Here is a 14023-nt window from a genome sequence, read left to right as displayed (position 1 = left end):
AAGGAGAAAAAATGACCGAGATCCAGACCCAGCTCCTGCGCGGAATCTACGTCGGCGGTGAATGGGCGCAGCCCAGCACCCGACGGACGCGCTCGATCAGCAACCCGGCCGACGGCAGCACCGTGGCCGTCGTCGCCGCGGCGACAGCGCCCGACGCCGAAGCGGCGGTCGCCAGCGCGCGCAGGGCGTTCGACGATGGCGGCTGGCCCCGGACCCCGGAAAGGGACCGCGGGCGGATCCTCGGGCGCGTCGCCGACCTGCTGGAGAGGGACAAGGCCGAATACGCCCGTGCCGAAGCCCTGGACACCGGCAAGCGGTACGTCGAAGCGGAATACGACCTGGACGACATCATCGCCTGCTTCCGCTACTACGCCGGCATCGCCGGAACGGACAGCGGACGCGTCATCGACACGGGCAACCCCGCGGCCCTCAGCAGGATCGTCCACCTGCCGGTCGGAGTCTGCGCCCTGATCACCCCGTGGAACTACCCGCTCCTCCAGGTCTCCTGGAAGGTCGCACCGGCCCTGCTGGCGGGCAACACCTTCGTCCTCAAGCCCAGCGAACTGACCCCCTCAACGGCGGTGCTCCTGATGGAGACGCTCACCGAAGCGGGGGTCCCCGCGGGCGTCGCGAACCTTGTGACCGGCACCGGGGCCGACGTCGGCGACGTCCTCACCTCCGACCCCCGGGTGGACCTCGTATCGTTCACCGGAGGGCTCACCACCGGCAAACGCGTCATGGAATCCGCGGCCGGAACCGTCAAGCGGGTGGCCCTGGAGCTCGGTGGGAAGAACCCGAACATCGTCTTCGCCGACGCCGACCGCGAAGCCGCACTCGATAACGCCCTGACCGCGATCTTCCTCCATTCCGGCCAGGTCTGCTCCGCCGGTGCGCGGCTGATCATTGAGGAGTCGATCCACGACGACTTCGTCACCGAACTGGCACGCCGGGCACGGAAGATCCGCCTGGGCGGCCCCTTCGACGAACACGCCCAGACCGGGCCCCTGATTTCCTTTGCTCACCGCGACAAGGTCCACGCCTACGTCGAGGCGGGCATCGCCGAAGGGGCGCAGCTCCTGTGCGGAGGAACCCTGCCGGATGATCCGGCGTTGGCCGCGGGCAGCTACTACCCACCCACCATCCTCGACGGCTGCGACACCTCAATGCGGGTTGTGCAGGAAGAGTCATTCGGCCCGGTGCTCACCGTCGAGACATTCCGATCCGAGGACGAGGCCGTCCGCCTCGCCAATGACACCGTGTACGGGCTCGCCGGCGCCGTCTGGACCGGCGACGGGTCCCGCGCCCAGCGGGTGGCCGGGGCGCTGCGCCACGGAACGGTGTGGATCAACGACTACCACCCCTACGTCCCCCAGGCCGAGTGGGGCGGCTTCGGCCAATCCGGAAACGGCCGCGAACTGGGACTCATGGGGCTGGCTGAGTACCGCGAAACCAAGCACATCTGGCAGAACATCGAGCCCGCCCCCAGCGGCTGGTTCGGTGCAGCGGAAGCGGGCTGACAAGGACGTCTGCCCGCAGGAGGGCCGGCTCCGGTCGGCGGGGTCATCCGCACCCTCAAGCGGAAGAGGCGAGCGCCGATCCACGGCGCAGGCTGGCATCATCGTGCGCTATTTAACTTAGGAGCTCGGATGTTAGATCGGAACAGAATGGCCGATTCCAGTGGCATGGAGGAATTCGGCTATACCCAGACGCTTGACCGGAGCATTGGCAAATTCTCCAGTTTCGCGGCCGGGGTCAGCTACATTTCAATCCTCACCGGCGTCTTTCAATTGTTCTATTTCGGATTCGGGACAGCCGGGCCGGCCTATGCCTGGTCCTGGCCCATCGTCTTCGCCGGCCAGCTGATGATCGCGCTCTGCTTCGCCGAACTCGCCGGCCGGTACCCCGTTGCGGGTTCCGTCTACAACTGGGCGAAGCGGCTCAGCACCGGGACCTGGTCCTGGCTGTCCGGCTGGCTGCTGCTCGTCTCCTCGATCGTGACCCTCGGCGCCGTCGCCCTCGCCCTGCAGCTCACGATGCCGCAGATCTGGTCCGGCTTCCAGCTGGTGGGAGACGGGACCGGCCCCTACGACTACGCCGTCAACGGGGTCATCCTGGCCACCATCCTGATCGGCATCTCCACCCTGATCAACGCCTTCGGCGTGAAGCTGATGACCCGGATCAACAGCGTCGGGGTCTTCATCGAGCTCTTCGCCGCGGTTCTGCTGATCCTCGCGCTGGCCTGGCACGTCGTCCGCGGCCCCGGCGTGCTCTTCGAAACCAAGGGGTTCGGCGCCGAGCACCCGATGGGCTTCCTCGGCGTCTTCCTGATCGCCGCCATGGCCTCGGCCTACGTCATGTACGGCTTCGACACCGCGAGTTCCCTCGGCGAGGAAACCAAGGACCCGAAGCGCACAGCGCCCCGGGCGATCCTCCGCGCGATCACCGCCTCCTTCGTCCTGGGCGGCCTGATCATCCTGTTCGGCATCCTCGCCGCACCGGACGTTGACGACCCCAAGCTCGGCTCCGTGGACGGCGGCCTGCAGCACATCGTGCTTTCGGTGCTGGGCGGACCGTTCGGCAAGGCGTTCCTGGTCTGCATCGTCATCGCCATCACCGTGTGCACGCTCGCCGTCCACGCCGCCGCCATCCGGATGATGTTCGCCATGGCCCGTGACAACAACCTGCCGTTCAGCCGGCAGCTCGGCAGGATCCACCCGGTCCGGAAGACGCCGACCGTCGCTGCAATCGTCATCGGCCTGCTCTCGATCGTTCCGCTCCTCGTCAACATCGGCCGGCCGGCGATCTTCACCATCCTCTCGAGTATCGGCATCGTCCTGATCTACCTCTCCTACCTGCTGGTCACCGTGCCGATGCTCCGCAGGCGGCTGCAGAAGAAGTGGCCGGTGGCCGATGACGGCGCCGGGTCCGGCTTCAGCCTCGGCAAATGGGGGCTGCCGGTGAACATCCTTGCCGTCCTCTGGGGAGTGGCGATGATGCTGAACCTCGTCTGGCCGCGGCAGGAAATCTACAACTCCGTTCCTCCGTTCGAGTGGTACCTCCAGTGGGGCGGGGTGCTGTTCGTCGGCGCCGCGATCTTGGGCGGCCTGGCCCTGTACCGGTTCAGGATCCGCCACCGGACCGGTGTGCTGCCCGAGCACCTCGCACCGCAGGGCACCGCCCCCGTTCTTCCGCCGGAAGACGACGGCATCGGCACCGACCTCGAGGCCGTCCGCTAGGCCGCCCCCACCGGGCCACTTCCACCGCGCCGAAACCCAGCCGCCGGCACCGCGCCGGCTCCCGAAAGGAACACCCAGCCCATGGTCCACGAAGTAAAGGCAGTCGTCGTCCGGGAGAAGAACGCTCCAGCGTCGATCGAAACGATCCTGGTGCCGGACCCCGGGCCGGGGGAGGCCCTGGTGGACATCCTCACCTGCGGGGTGTGCCACACCGACCTGCACTACAAGCAGGGTGCGATCACCGACGACTTCCCGATCCTCCTGGGCCATGAAGCCAGCGGCGTGGTCAACGCCGTCGGCCCGGATGTCACCGGCATTGCCCCGGGCGACCGGGTCATCCTCAACTGGCGGGCCGTGTGCGGTGAGTGCAGGGCGTGCCGGCGCGGCGAGGCGCAGTACTGCTTCAACACGCACAACGCCACGCAGCGGATGACCCTGGCGGACGGCACCGTGCTGACCACCGCGCTTGGCATCGGGGCGTTCGCCGAGAAGACCCTCGTCGCCGCAGGGCAGTGCACCAAGGTGGACGACGACGTCGATCCCGCGGCCGTGGGGCTGCTCGGCTGCGGGATCATGGCCGGCATCGGCGCCGCGATCAACACCGGCGCCGTCGCCCGCGGCGAATCCGTTGCGGTGATCGGCTGCGGCGGGGTGGGCATCGCCGCCATCGCCGGTGCCCGGCTGGCGGGGGCGACCACGGTCATCGCCGTCGACATCGACTCCAACAAGGTGGACATGGCGAAGGCCCTCGGTGCGACCCACGGCGTCGATTCGAGCGCCGAGGACGCGGTGGAGGCGATCCGCGCCCTCACCGGCGGGCATGGCGCCGACGTCGTCATCGACGCCGTCGGCAGGCCCGAGACGTTCCGGCAGGCGTTCTATGCGCGCGACCTGGCCGGGCGGGCCGTGCTCGTGGGCGTGCCGACCCCCGAGATGATGCTCGAGCTGCCCCTGGCCGACGTGTTCGGCCGGGGCGGGGCGCTGAAGTCCTCGTGGTACGGCGACTGCCTGCCCTCGCGGGACTTCCCCATGCTCGTCCAGCACTACAAGCAGGGCAACCTCGACCTCGACGCGTTCGTCTCGGAGCGGATCGGCCTCGACCAGGTCGAGGAGGCGTTCGGGCGAATGCACGAGGGCAAGGTGCTGCGCTCCGTGGTGGAGGTTGCGTGAGCGTGCGGATCAAACACCTCGTCACCTCCGGCGCCTGCTCCCTCGACATCCGCGCCGCCGGTGAGGTGGCCTGATGGGTTTCACTAGGCGCCCGGCCCCGGTCGACGACATCGACGAGGGGCAGCTCGAGGTCCACCCGCCCAAGGACTCCGCCGCCGGCGTCGAGGCCGTTCGAGTGGCACTGGACCGCGGCATCGCCTCGGCCGGGGTGGCGCGCACCGTGAAGTCGATGCTGCGCGTGAACCAGCGCGGCGGATTCGACTGCCCGGGCTGTGCCTGGCCGGAGTCGGACAAGAAACGCAAGACCGCCGAGTTCTGCGAAAACGGCGTGAAGGCCATCGCCGAGGAAAACACGGTCCGCACGGTGGGGGCGGGGTTCTGGGCGGAGCACTCGATCGACGAGCTGGCGGGTAAGACGGAGTACTGGCTGGGGAACCAGGGCCGGCTCAGCGAACCGGTGGTGATCCGTGAGGGCGACACCCACTACTCGCCGATCTCCTGGGCCGACGCCTTCGCCCTCATCGGCGAGCACATCCGGGCAACCACCCCCGACCGCTGCGTCTTCTACACCTCGGGCCGCACCGCGAACGAGACGGCCTTCATGTACCAGCTGTTCGCGCGGTCCCTTGGGACGAACAACCTGCCCGACTGCTCGAACATGTGCCACGAATCCTCCGGCTCCGCCCTGAATCCCACGATCGGCATCGGCAAGGGAACCGTCTCCCTTGAGGACATCCACGACGCCGAGCTGATTTTCGTCGTCGGCCAGAACCCGGGCACCAACCACCCGCGGATGCTGTCAGCCCTCAAGGAATGCAAGGACAAGGGCGGCACGGTGGTGGCGGTGAACCCGATGCCGGAGGCCGGACTCTTCAACTTCAAGGACCCGCAAACGGTGTCCGGAGTGGTGGGCAACGGCACCGCGCTCGCCGATGAGTTCCTGCAGATCAAGGTCGGCGGGGACCTCGCGCTCTTCCAGGCGCTGGGCCATTTGCTGCTTGCCGAGGAGGACCGGAACCCCGGCTCGGTGGTCGATGCTGAGTTCGTCCGGGACTCGACCAGCGGCTTCGACCAGTACCGCGAGGCCCGCCGCACGCTGGACTGGGCCGAAACGGAGACCGCCACCGGACTCCCACGCGCCGAGATCGAGAAGACCGCGGCACTGCTGATCCGCTCCAAGGCCACGATTTTCTGCTGGGCACTCGGCATCACGCAGCAGCCGCATTCGGTCGACACCATTCAGGAGATCGTGAATCTCCTGCTGCTGCAGGGGAACTTCGGCAAGCCCGGGGCCGGCGCCTGCCCGGTGCGCGGACACTCGAACGTCCAGGGCGACCGGACGATGGGCATCTGGGAGAAACCGAAGGAGTGGCTCCTGAAGGCGCTCGATGCGGAGTTCGGCATCGACTCGCCGCGGGCGCACGGGCACGACGCCGTCGAAACCATCGAGGCGTTCGAGCGCGACGCCGTCGACGTCTTCGTCTCGATGGGCGGCAACTTCTCCCTCGCGTGTTCGGACACCGAGGCGCTCGAGGCCGGCATGCAGCGGGTCGGGCTGACCGTCCACATCTCCACCAAGCCGAACCGCTCCCACATTGTGCACGGGCGGACCTCCCTGATCCTGCCCACGCTGGGCCGGACGGACCGCGACGACAAACATCCGGGCGGCGCCCAGTTCCTTTCCGTCGAGGACTCGATGTCCGTGGTCCACTCCACCCAGGGCAGGCTCAAGCCCGTCTCGGAGCACCTGCTCGCCGAACCGGTGATCATCGCCCGGATGGCCCACGCCGTCTTCGGGGAGAACTCCGGCGTGGACTGGCAGGCGATGGCGGCCGACTACGACGTCGTCCGGGAGCACATTTCCCGGGTCATCCCGGGGTTCGAGGACTTCAACCGGCGGATCCGCACGAAGAACGGATTCGTGCTGCCGAACCCGCCGCGCGACACCCGTTCCTTCCGGACGGATATCGGGCGGGGCCGGTTCACCGTCAGCCCCCTCGAGTACCTCACGCCGCCCCCGGGCCACCTCGTGCTGCAGACACTCCGCAGCCACGACCAGTACAACACCACGTTCTACGGCCTCGACGACCGCTACCGGGGAATCTCCGGCGGCCGCCGGGTGATCCTCGTCCACCCCGAGGACCTCGCCGACCTCGGGTTCAGCGACCGCGACCTGGTGAACGTTGTGAGCACCTTCCGGGGCGCCGACCGCCGGGCGGAGAAGTTCCGGCTGGTGGCCTACCCCACGGCGAAGGGCTGCGCGGCGGCGTACTTCCCGGAGGCCAATGCGCTGGTGCACCGGGAGAACGTGGCCCGCGTCTCCAACACACCGGGCTTCAAGGCCATGTTCGTCCGGTTCGAGCCGCACGGCGGCGGGTCGGACTGAGCCGGCGCACCCACCGGTACCGTCCCACCCTGCAGGGCAAAGGCCCCGCCCCCTTCCGGAGGCGGGGCCTTCGCTCTGCGGTATTCGCAGCGCGGCTCAGCCGCGCAGGCGCTCCATGCCGGGATCGAACAGGGGCTCCGCAGCGACGGTGGCCCTCACCCGCTCCCCGAAGTATTCGATCTCCACTGAGTCGCCCACATCGACCGTGGCCGGCAGCCAGGCGTAGGCAATGGGCCGGCGGATCGAGTAGCCGTAGGCGGCGCTCGTCACGTAACCGGCAGCCTCTCCCTCAACGAACACGGGTTCCTTGCCCATCACCACCGAGACGCCGTCGTCCACGGTGAGGCAGCGCAGGGCCCGGCCCGCCGGTTCCTCCCGGCGGGCCGCGAGCGCTTCCCAGCCCCGATAGCCTTCCTTGTCCTTGCCGACCGAGAAGCCGAGCCCGGCCTCGTAGGGGTGGTGCTCGGAGGTCATATCGGCGCCCCACAGCCGGTACCCCTTCTCCAGGCGCATCGCGTTGAACGCGCCGCGCCCGGCGGCGACGATGCCGTGCTCCTGGCCTGCTTCGAACAGGAGGTCCCACAGCCGAAGCCCGTGCTCCGCCGTCGTGTAGAGCTCCCAGCCGAGTTCACCGACGTACGAGAGGCGCATAGCGGTGACGGGGATGCCACCGACGCTGATCTCCTTGGCGCGGAAGTAGCGCAGCTCCTCGTTGCTGAGGTCGTCGTCGCTGACCTTGGCCATCACCTCCCGGGCCAGCGGCCCCCACAGCCCGATGCAGCAGGTGGCCCCGGTGATGTCGGCAATGTGAACCCACGCACCGGGCTCGTCGGCGGCCTGCTGCCGGGCCTCGCGCCGCAGGTATTCGAGGTCGACATTGCTGTTGACGCCGAGCTGGAACCTCTCCTCGCCCAACCGGGCCACGGTGACGTCACTGCGGATGCCGCCGTCGTCGTTCAGCAGCAGGGTGTAGGTGACGGCGCCCGGCTTCTTCGCGATGTTGCCGGTGCTGAGCCGCTGCAGCAGCGCCAACGCCCCCGGCCCGCTGACCTCGAGGCGCTTCAGCGGCGTCATGTCATACAGGCCGACGGCGGTGCGGGTCCGCCACGCCTCGGCCGCCGAGATGTCCGAGTGGAACATGCCCGCCCACTCCCCGCGCGGCGGCACCTGCCATTCCTCGGGCAGCTCGTCGAGCAGCGGCCGGTTGGCCTCGAACCAGTGCGGGCGCTCCCAGGCCGCCGACTCGAGGAAGAACGCCCCAAGTTCCCTCTGGCGGTAGAAGAACGGGCTGACGCGCAGGTCCCGCGGGGATTCCCGGGGCTGCAGTGGGTGGAGGACGTCGTAGATCTCCACGAAGTTCTGCTGGGAGGTTTCGCTGACGTACGCGTCGCTGGTCTGCACCTGCTCGAACCGGGTCACCTCGCACCCGTGGAGGTCGGTGCGGGACTGCCCCTCGACGAGCAGTTCGGCCATGGCCTTGGCCACGCCGGCGGAATGGGTCACCCAGACCGCCTCGGCCACATAGAAGCCGTCCACCTCGGCCGCTTCGCCAAGGAGCGGGCCGCCGTCCGGGGTGAAGGAGAAAATCCCGTTGAAGCCCTCGGCGATCTGCGCCCCCTGCAGTGCGGGGAGCAGGTCCTGGCTGTCCTTCCACGAGGGCAGGAAGTCCGCCTCGGTGAAGTCGAGGCGCGACGGCATGCGGTGCTCGGACATCTCGTCCGCCCCGACGTGGGGGAGGGTGTCGAGGTCCACGGGCATCGGGCGGTGCGCGTAGCTGCCGATCCCGATCCGGTCGCCGTGCTCCCGGTAGTAGAGGTCCTTGTCCTGGTGGCGCAGGATCGGCAGCCGTGCACCGCCGGGCTCGTTCTGCGCGCCATGCCCGGGCAGCGCCGTCGTCTTAACGTACTGGTGGGCCAGCGGCAGCAGCGGCAGCTTCATGCCGACCAGCTTTCCGACCTCCCGACCCCAGAACCCGGCACAGGAGACGACGATGTCCGCCGGGATCACGCCGTCGGGGGTCTCGACGCCGGTGACCCTGCCGTTGGACTGGGTGACGCCGGTGACCGGAGTGGAGCCGATGAACTTCACCCCGGCCTCGGTGGCCCGGCTGATGAGCAGCTGGACGGCACGGGCTGCGGAGGCGAGACCGTCGGTCGGGACGTACAGTCCGCCCAGCACCGTGTCGGTGTTGAGCAGCGGGTAGTGCTTCTCGCACTCATCCGGGTCGATCAGCCGGCCCTCGATGCCCCAGGAGGTGGCGTACCCCAGCCTGCGCTTCAGGTCGGCCAGCCGCGCCTCGGTGGTGGCGAGTTCGAGTCCGCCGACCTGATTGAAACAGGAGGCCCCGAAGGCCCGCAGGGAGAGCAGCTTGTTCACCGTATAGCTGGCGAACTCAGTCATGGTCTTCGACGGGTTGGTCTGGAACACCAGTCCCGGGGCGTGCGACGTCGACCCGCCGGCGAGGTGGAGGGGTCCCTGGTCGAGGACGGTGATGTTGCTCCAACCGCGGGTGGCGAGTTCGTCGGCGAGGTTCGCTCCGACGATGCCGGCGCCGATGATGACGACTCGGGGTGATGCGTTCATTCAGGTTCTCCTGGTTGGCGTCAGCGGAATACGACAGTGCGGGTGTTGCTCAGCAGGACCCGGTGCTGGCAGTGCCACCGCACGGCCCGGGCGAGGGCCTGCGATTCGGCGTCACGGCCCACCGTCACCAGGGCGTCGGCGTCCTGGGTGTGGTCCACCCGGAACACCTCCTGCTCGATGATCGGCCCTTCGTCGAGGTCCGGGGTCACGTAGTGGGCGGTGGCGCCCACAAGCTTCACGCCCCGGTCGTACGCCTGGTGGTAGGGCTTGGCGCCCTTGAAGCCGGGCAGGAAGGAGTGGTGGATGTTGATGGCGCGCCCGCGCAGCGCGGTGCACATCCCGTCGGAGAGCACCTGCATGTAGCGCGCGAGCACCACCAGGTCCGCGCCGTATTCGTCGACCAGGTCGAGCAGCATGCGCTCGGCGTCCGGCTTGGTGTCGGCCGTGACCGGCACGTGGATGAAGGGCAGGCCGGCCGCCTCCGCCATGGGTCGCAGGTCCTCATGGTTGGAGACGACGACGGCGAGTTCCGCGCCGAGGCTGCCGGCCTTCCAGCGGGAGACCAGGTCGTTGAGGCAGTGGCCGAACTTCGAGACCATCACCAGCACCCGCTGCGGGCGGCCGTCGTGGATGGTGAAGTCCATCCCGAACTCCGCGGCGACCGCCGCGAACTCCTCGGTGAGGCCCTCGGCGGTGACGTCGGGGGAGTCCCCGGTGAAGGCCGTGCGCAGGTACAGGTTGCCGCTGACATGGTCATCGAACTGCTGGTGCTCGACGATATCGAACTCCCGGTCGGCCAGGAAGCAGCTGATCGCCCGGACGATGCCCGGGCGCTCCGGGCAGGCGAGGGTCAGCACGAACTGCGCGGTCGGCGTCTTGTGCTCCGCCGCGCCGGCGGCGGCGGGACGGTTTCCCAGAACAGTTGTCACTAATCCTCCTAGGGGATCTCGGCGTTGAGGGGACAGCGGCTGCCGGTGGCACAGCGCTCATCGCATTGATGCTTCGTCACGAGGTCGAACTGCGCCCCGCGGTGTTCGCTGACTCCGGAGCGGACGGCACGTTCGACGACGGAGCTGGCCAGGCGCCTCCGCAGCGAAAGCGGATCCCTGCGGAGGTCGCGCGTCAGGGCGAAGCAGAGCAGCAGCATCACCAGGACAAAGGGAAGGGCCGCGATGATGGTGATCCGTTGGAGCCCGGAGAGGGCCTCAGCCGGTTCGTCGCCTCCCGCCATCAGCATCACCGCCGCGACCGCCCCGGTGAGGACGCCCCAGAAAATGACCAGGCCGCGGGTCGGGTGGTCGGTGCCGTTGGAGCTGAGGGAGGACATCACGAGGGAGGCCGAATCGGCGCCGGTGACGAAGAAGATTGCGACAAGCACCATGGCCAGGATTGCTGTCGCGGCGGCGATGACGCCGGGGAGGGGCAGGTTCCTCAGGAGGTCGAAAAGGGCGCCGTCGAAGGAGATCGAGGGTGAGCCGTCGACGATGGTGACGAGCCCATCGTCCGGGTTCTCGGTGGCGTCGGCCTTCGTCTGGACGCCGAAGGCGGCTCCGCCGAAGATGCCGAACCAGATCACGCTGACCATGCTCGGGACGAGAAGGACGCCGGTGACGAACTGGCGGATGGTGCGGCCGCGGCTGATCCGGGCGATGAACATGCCCACGAACGGCGTCCAGGAGACCCACCAGGCCCAGTAGAAGATGGTCCAGCCGGACAGCCACTCGCGCAGCGCCTCATCACCGACGGCCTCGGTGCGTGAAGCCATTTCGGCGACGTCGCGGGCGTAGTCCCCGATCGCCGCCGGGATCAGGTTCAGGATGAACAGGGTGGGGCCGGCAACAAAGACAATCAGGGCGAGGAGGACGGCCAGCACCATATTGATGTTGGCGAGCCACTGGATGCCGCGCCGGATGCCGGAGACGGCGGAGGCGACAAAGCAGACGGTCAGGACCGCGATGATGGCCACGAGCATCGGCGTGCCGAGCTCACCGCCCCATCCGTTGGAGGCGAGGCCGCTGCCGATCTGGAGCGAACCGAGGCCCAGCGAGGCGGCGGTGCCGAAGAGCGTCGCGAAGATCGCGAGGATGTCGATGAACTTGCCCACCGGGCCCTCGACCGTCCGGCGGCCGAACAGCGAGGTGAAGGCGGCGGAGATCAGCTGGCGGCGGCCGAGGCGGAACGTGCCGTAGGCGATGGCGATGCCCACGACGGCGTACATCGCCCAGGGGTGGAGCGTCCAGTGGAAGATCGAGGTGGCCATGGCCGTCTGGATGGCGGCCGGCGTCTGCCCGTCGACGGTTCCGGGCGGCGGTGAGACGTAGTGGTAGAGCGGCTCGGCCACCCCGTAGAACATCAGGCCGATGCCCATGCCTGCCGCGAACATCATTGCGATCCAGGAGATGGTGCGGAACTCCGGCCTTTCGCCGTCCTTGCCGAGGGGAATGTTTCCGAAGCGGCCCAGCGCCAGCCACAGCACGTACACCACGAAAAGGGACGCGAGGGTGATGAAGAGCCAGCCCGTGTTCTGCATGACCCAGTTCAGTGCCGTCTGGGAGGTGGTCGCCATGCTTTCGGTACCGAGGAAGCCCCACAGGACAAAGGCCAGGGCGAGCACGCCGGTGACCCCGAAGATCACCTTGTCGAGTCCCGGCGGAAGCGCGGGCCGGGCCGCCGTGGCTTCGGACCGTCCGGCGCTCTGCTGCAGTTCGTCGAGGATCCGCTCGTTGTCGTCGATGGGCGGCAGCGGCGTTGGAGGGGTGGGGGGCGCGGAGCTGGCAGGAACCCCGGTTGCCGTGTCAGTCTCGACCGGGGTTTCGTTGCTGGTTGCCATGGCTTGTCCTTATGAATGGAGGCGCGCGGGGTCAGACGTGGCCGTCGATGGTCAGTCCGGGTGGCAGGTTGGGAGCATCGCTCGACTCAGTGATCATGATGTCGCCGTCGATGACCGATACTTCGTGGACGCGCACGGGGAGCTTGGCCGGCGGGGCGTCCACCCGGCCCGACCGCAGATCGAACTTCGACGCGTGGAGCGGGCATTCGACCTCGCACCCCTCCACCCAGCCGTCCGCCAGCGACGCGTCCTGGTGGGTGCAGGTGTCGTCGATGGCAAAAAGCTCGCCGTCCTCCGTGTGGAAGACGGCGATGGGTGGCGAGGTGTCGAGGCGCAGGGCCTCACCACGGGCCAGTTCACTGAGGGGGCATGCCTTGTGCATGGGGAGGCCTCTCTACGTCGAGAAGCGGTCCCGGTTGGCCGGTTGTTCCCTATGAATCAACAGGGACCGCGATATGCAACAGAGTGCTCTAGGTCACACCCGATGTCAAGAGTTGCCATTCGCCCTCTTGACACTCACCGTGACGTGACTCACAGTGTTCCGTATGACGATTAGCGTTGCGTATTACGCAATGAACGGAAAGGCATCCGCGTGCAGACGCTGGCAATAGTCGGCGCATCCCTCGCCGGGCTCTCGGCTGCCCGTGCAGCCCGCGACCAGGGGTTCACCGGGCGCCTTGTCCTCGTGGGGGACGAGCCGCACCGGCCTTACGACCGGCCTCCGCTGTCGAAGGACTTCCTGCTGGGGAACATCTCGGCGGAAGACCTCGGCCTCGAGGCCGACCTCGACGAGCTGGAAGCAGAGTGGATCCTCGGCACGTCGGCCGTCGCCCTCGACAGCTCCACACGCACCGTCCGCCTCAGGGGGGGGCGGGCCGTGACGGCCGACGCCGTGGTCCTCGCGACCGGAGCCCGGGCGCGGACGCTTCCGTCCCTCGCCGGGCTTTCCAACGTCTTCACCCTGCGGACCCTGGCCGATGCGCAGGGCCTCGCCCCGGAGTTGGTGGCCGGCAGCAGGTTGACGATCATCGGCTGCGGGTTCGTCGGCGCCGAAGTGGCCTCGGCGGCAGCCTCCCGCGGCATGGACGTCACCGTCATCGATAACCGACCGGTGCCGTTCACCGCGCAGCTGGGCGAGGAGATGGGGGCGCACGTCGCGGCGCTCCACCGGGCTCACGGCGTGCGCCTGCTGTCGGGGGCAACGGTTGAGGACTTCTACAGCAGCGAAGGCAACGTCACCGGGATGCGGCTGGCGGACGGGCGGTACGTCCCGGCCGACGTCGTCGTCGTCGGCATTGGAGCGCAGCCCAACACCGAGTGGCTGAACGGCTCGGGCATCGCGGTCCGCGACGGCGTCGTCTGCGACGGCATGGGGCGCACCAATGTGCCGGGGATCGCCGCGGTCGGTGACTGCGCCGCCTGGTTCGATCGATCCCGCGACCTCCACCGGCGGCTCGAACACTGGACCGGCGCACTGGAGCGCCCGGCGCTGGCCGTCGCCGCCCTGCTCGACCCGGGCGCCGCCCAGCTGCCGACCCGGCCCGCCTACTTCTGGTCCGACCAGCACGGCGTCAAGCTGCAGTTCGCCGGTGACATCACCGGGCACGACCGCCTCGTGCTCGAGGCCGGCGACCCGTCGGCGCACAGCTTCCTCGCCGTCTACTACAGCGGGGAGCGGCCGGTCGCGGTCCTCGGAATGAACCAGCCGCGCCTGTTCACGAAGTGGCGGCGTTCCCTGGTCGCCACCCCCGTCCTGAGCGGGGCCGTGCTGGCTTCCTGAAGTTTCCGTTCGTTGTTCTGCCATGTTGCTGGGAGGAG

At 68.5% G+C, this 14023-nt stretch carries 9 protein-coding genes; 5 read left to right on the top strand and 4 right to left on the bottom strand.

Going from position 1 to position 14023, the window contains the following annotated elements; genetic code table 11:
- The first annotated feature begins 11 nt into the window (after positions 1-11).
- The 4 genes from ACX80W_RS09980 (at position 12) to ACX80W_RS09965 (ending at position 6792) form a co-directional block, all read left to right on the top strand.
- Positions 12-1517, top strand: coding sequence for an aldehyde dehydrogenase family protein (locus ACX80W_RS09980; RefSeq protein WP_459282808.1), 1506 nt, complete (start codon positions 12-14; stop codon positions 1515-1517).
- A 147-nt stretch (positions 1518-1664) separates the two neighbouring features.
- Entirely contained in the window at positions 1665-3236 is a 1572-nt protein-coding gene (locus tag ACX80W_RS09975) for an APC family permease (protein WP_459282807.1), read from the top strand.
- Between the two features lie 81 nt (positions 3237-3317).
- Entirely contained in the window at positions 3318-4406 is a 1089-nt protein-coding gene (locus ACX80W_RS09970) for an S-(hydroxymethyl)mycothiol dehydrogenase (protein ID WP_459282806.1), read from the top strand.
- Positions 4407-4479: 73 nt separating this feature from the next.
- On the top strand, positions 4480-6792 hold the full coding sequence (locus ACX80W_RS09965; protein WP_459282805.1) for an FdhF/YdeP family oxidoreductase: 2313 nt from the start codon (positions 4480-4482) through the stop codon (positions 6790-6792).
- A gap of 96 nt (positions 6793-6888) precedes the next feature.
- Here the strand turns inward: ACX80W_RS09965 and ACX80W_RS09960 are convergent, their stop codons facing one another.
- Genes ACX80W_RS09960 through ACX80W_RS09945 form a run of 4 tightly spaced genes read right to left on the bottom strand, consistent with a single transcriptional unit; the run spans position 6889 to position 12587 of the window.
- Positions 6889-9375, bottom strand: coding sequence for a GcvT family protein (locus tag ACX80W_RS09960; RefSeq protein WP_459282804.1), 2487 nt, complete (start codon positions 9373-9375; stop codon positions 6889-6891).
- 20 nt (positions 9376-9395) lie between these two features.
- On the bottom strand, positions 9396-10304 hold the full coding sequence (gene purU / locus ACX80W_RS09955) for a formyltetrahydrofolate deformylase (RefSeq protein WP_459282803.1): 909 nt from the start codon (positions 10302-10304) through the stop codon (positions 9396-9398).
- An 8-nt stretch (positions 10305-10312) separates the two neighbouring features.
- On the bottom strand, positions 10313-12205 hold the full coding sequence (locus ACX80W_RS09950; RefSeq protein WP_459282801.1) for a BCCT family transporter: 1893 nt from the start codon (positions 12203-12205) through the stop codon (positions 10313-10315).
- Between the two features lie 31 nt (positions 12206-12236).
- Positions 12237-12587 (bottom strand): bifunctional 3-phenylpropionate/cinnamic acid dioxygenase ferredoxin subunit, encoded by a 351-nt coding sequence (locus tag ACX80W_RS09945; RefSeq protein WP_459282799.1) that lies wholly within the window; start codon positions 12585-12587, stop codon positions 12237-12239.
- 210 nt (positions 12588-12797) lie between these two features.
- On the opposite strand from ACX80W_RS09945, the gene ACX80W_RS09940 reads away from it, so the two are divergent.
- Complete coding sequence (locus ACX80W_RS09940; RefSeq protein WP_459282797.1) at positions 12798-13985, top strand: NAD(P)/FAD-dependent oxidoreductase; 1188 nt, start codon at positions 12798-12800, stop codon at positions 13983-13985.
- The last annotated feature ends 38 nt before the right edge of the window (positions 13986-14023 follow it).

The sequence above is a fragment of the Arthrobacter melezitosi genome (assembly GCF_054511055.1).
The sequence above is the reverse complement of the archived record's forward strand: the minus strand, read 5'-3'. Positions and strand labels throughout refer to the sequence as shown.

Bases quoted from the DNA above. Each gene is read 5' to 3' on its own strand.
- ACX80W_RS09980 (WP_459282808.1), top strand. From the start codon at position 12: ATGACCGAGATCCAGACCCAGCTCCTGCGCGGAATCTACGTCGGCGGT.
- ACX80W_RS09975 (WP_459282807.1), top strand. From the start codon at position 1,665: ATGGCCGATTCCAGTGGCATGGAGGAATTCGGCTATACCCAGACGCTT.
- ACX80W_RS09970 (WP_459282806.1), top strand. From the start codon at position 3,318: ATGGTCCACGAAGTAAAGGCAGTCGTCGTCCGGGAGAAGAACGCTCCA.
- ACX80W_RS09965 (WP_459282805.1), top strand. From the start codon at position 4,480: ATGGGTTTCACTAGGCGCCCGGCCCCGGTCGACGACATCGACGAGGGG.
- ACX80W_RS09960 (WP_459282804.1), bottom strand. From the start codon at position 9,375: ATGAACGCATCACCCCGAGTCGTCATCATCGGCGCCGGCATCGTCGGA.
- ACX80W_RS09950 (WP_459282801.1), bottom strand. From the start codon at position 12,205: ATGGCAACCAGCAACGAAACCCCGGTCGAGACTGACACGGCAACCGGG.
- ACX80W_RS09945 (WP_459282799.1), bottom strand. From the start codon at position 12,587: ATGCACAAGGCATGCCCCCTCAGTGAACTGGCCCGTGGTGAGGCCCTG.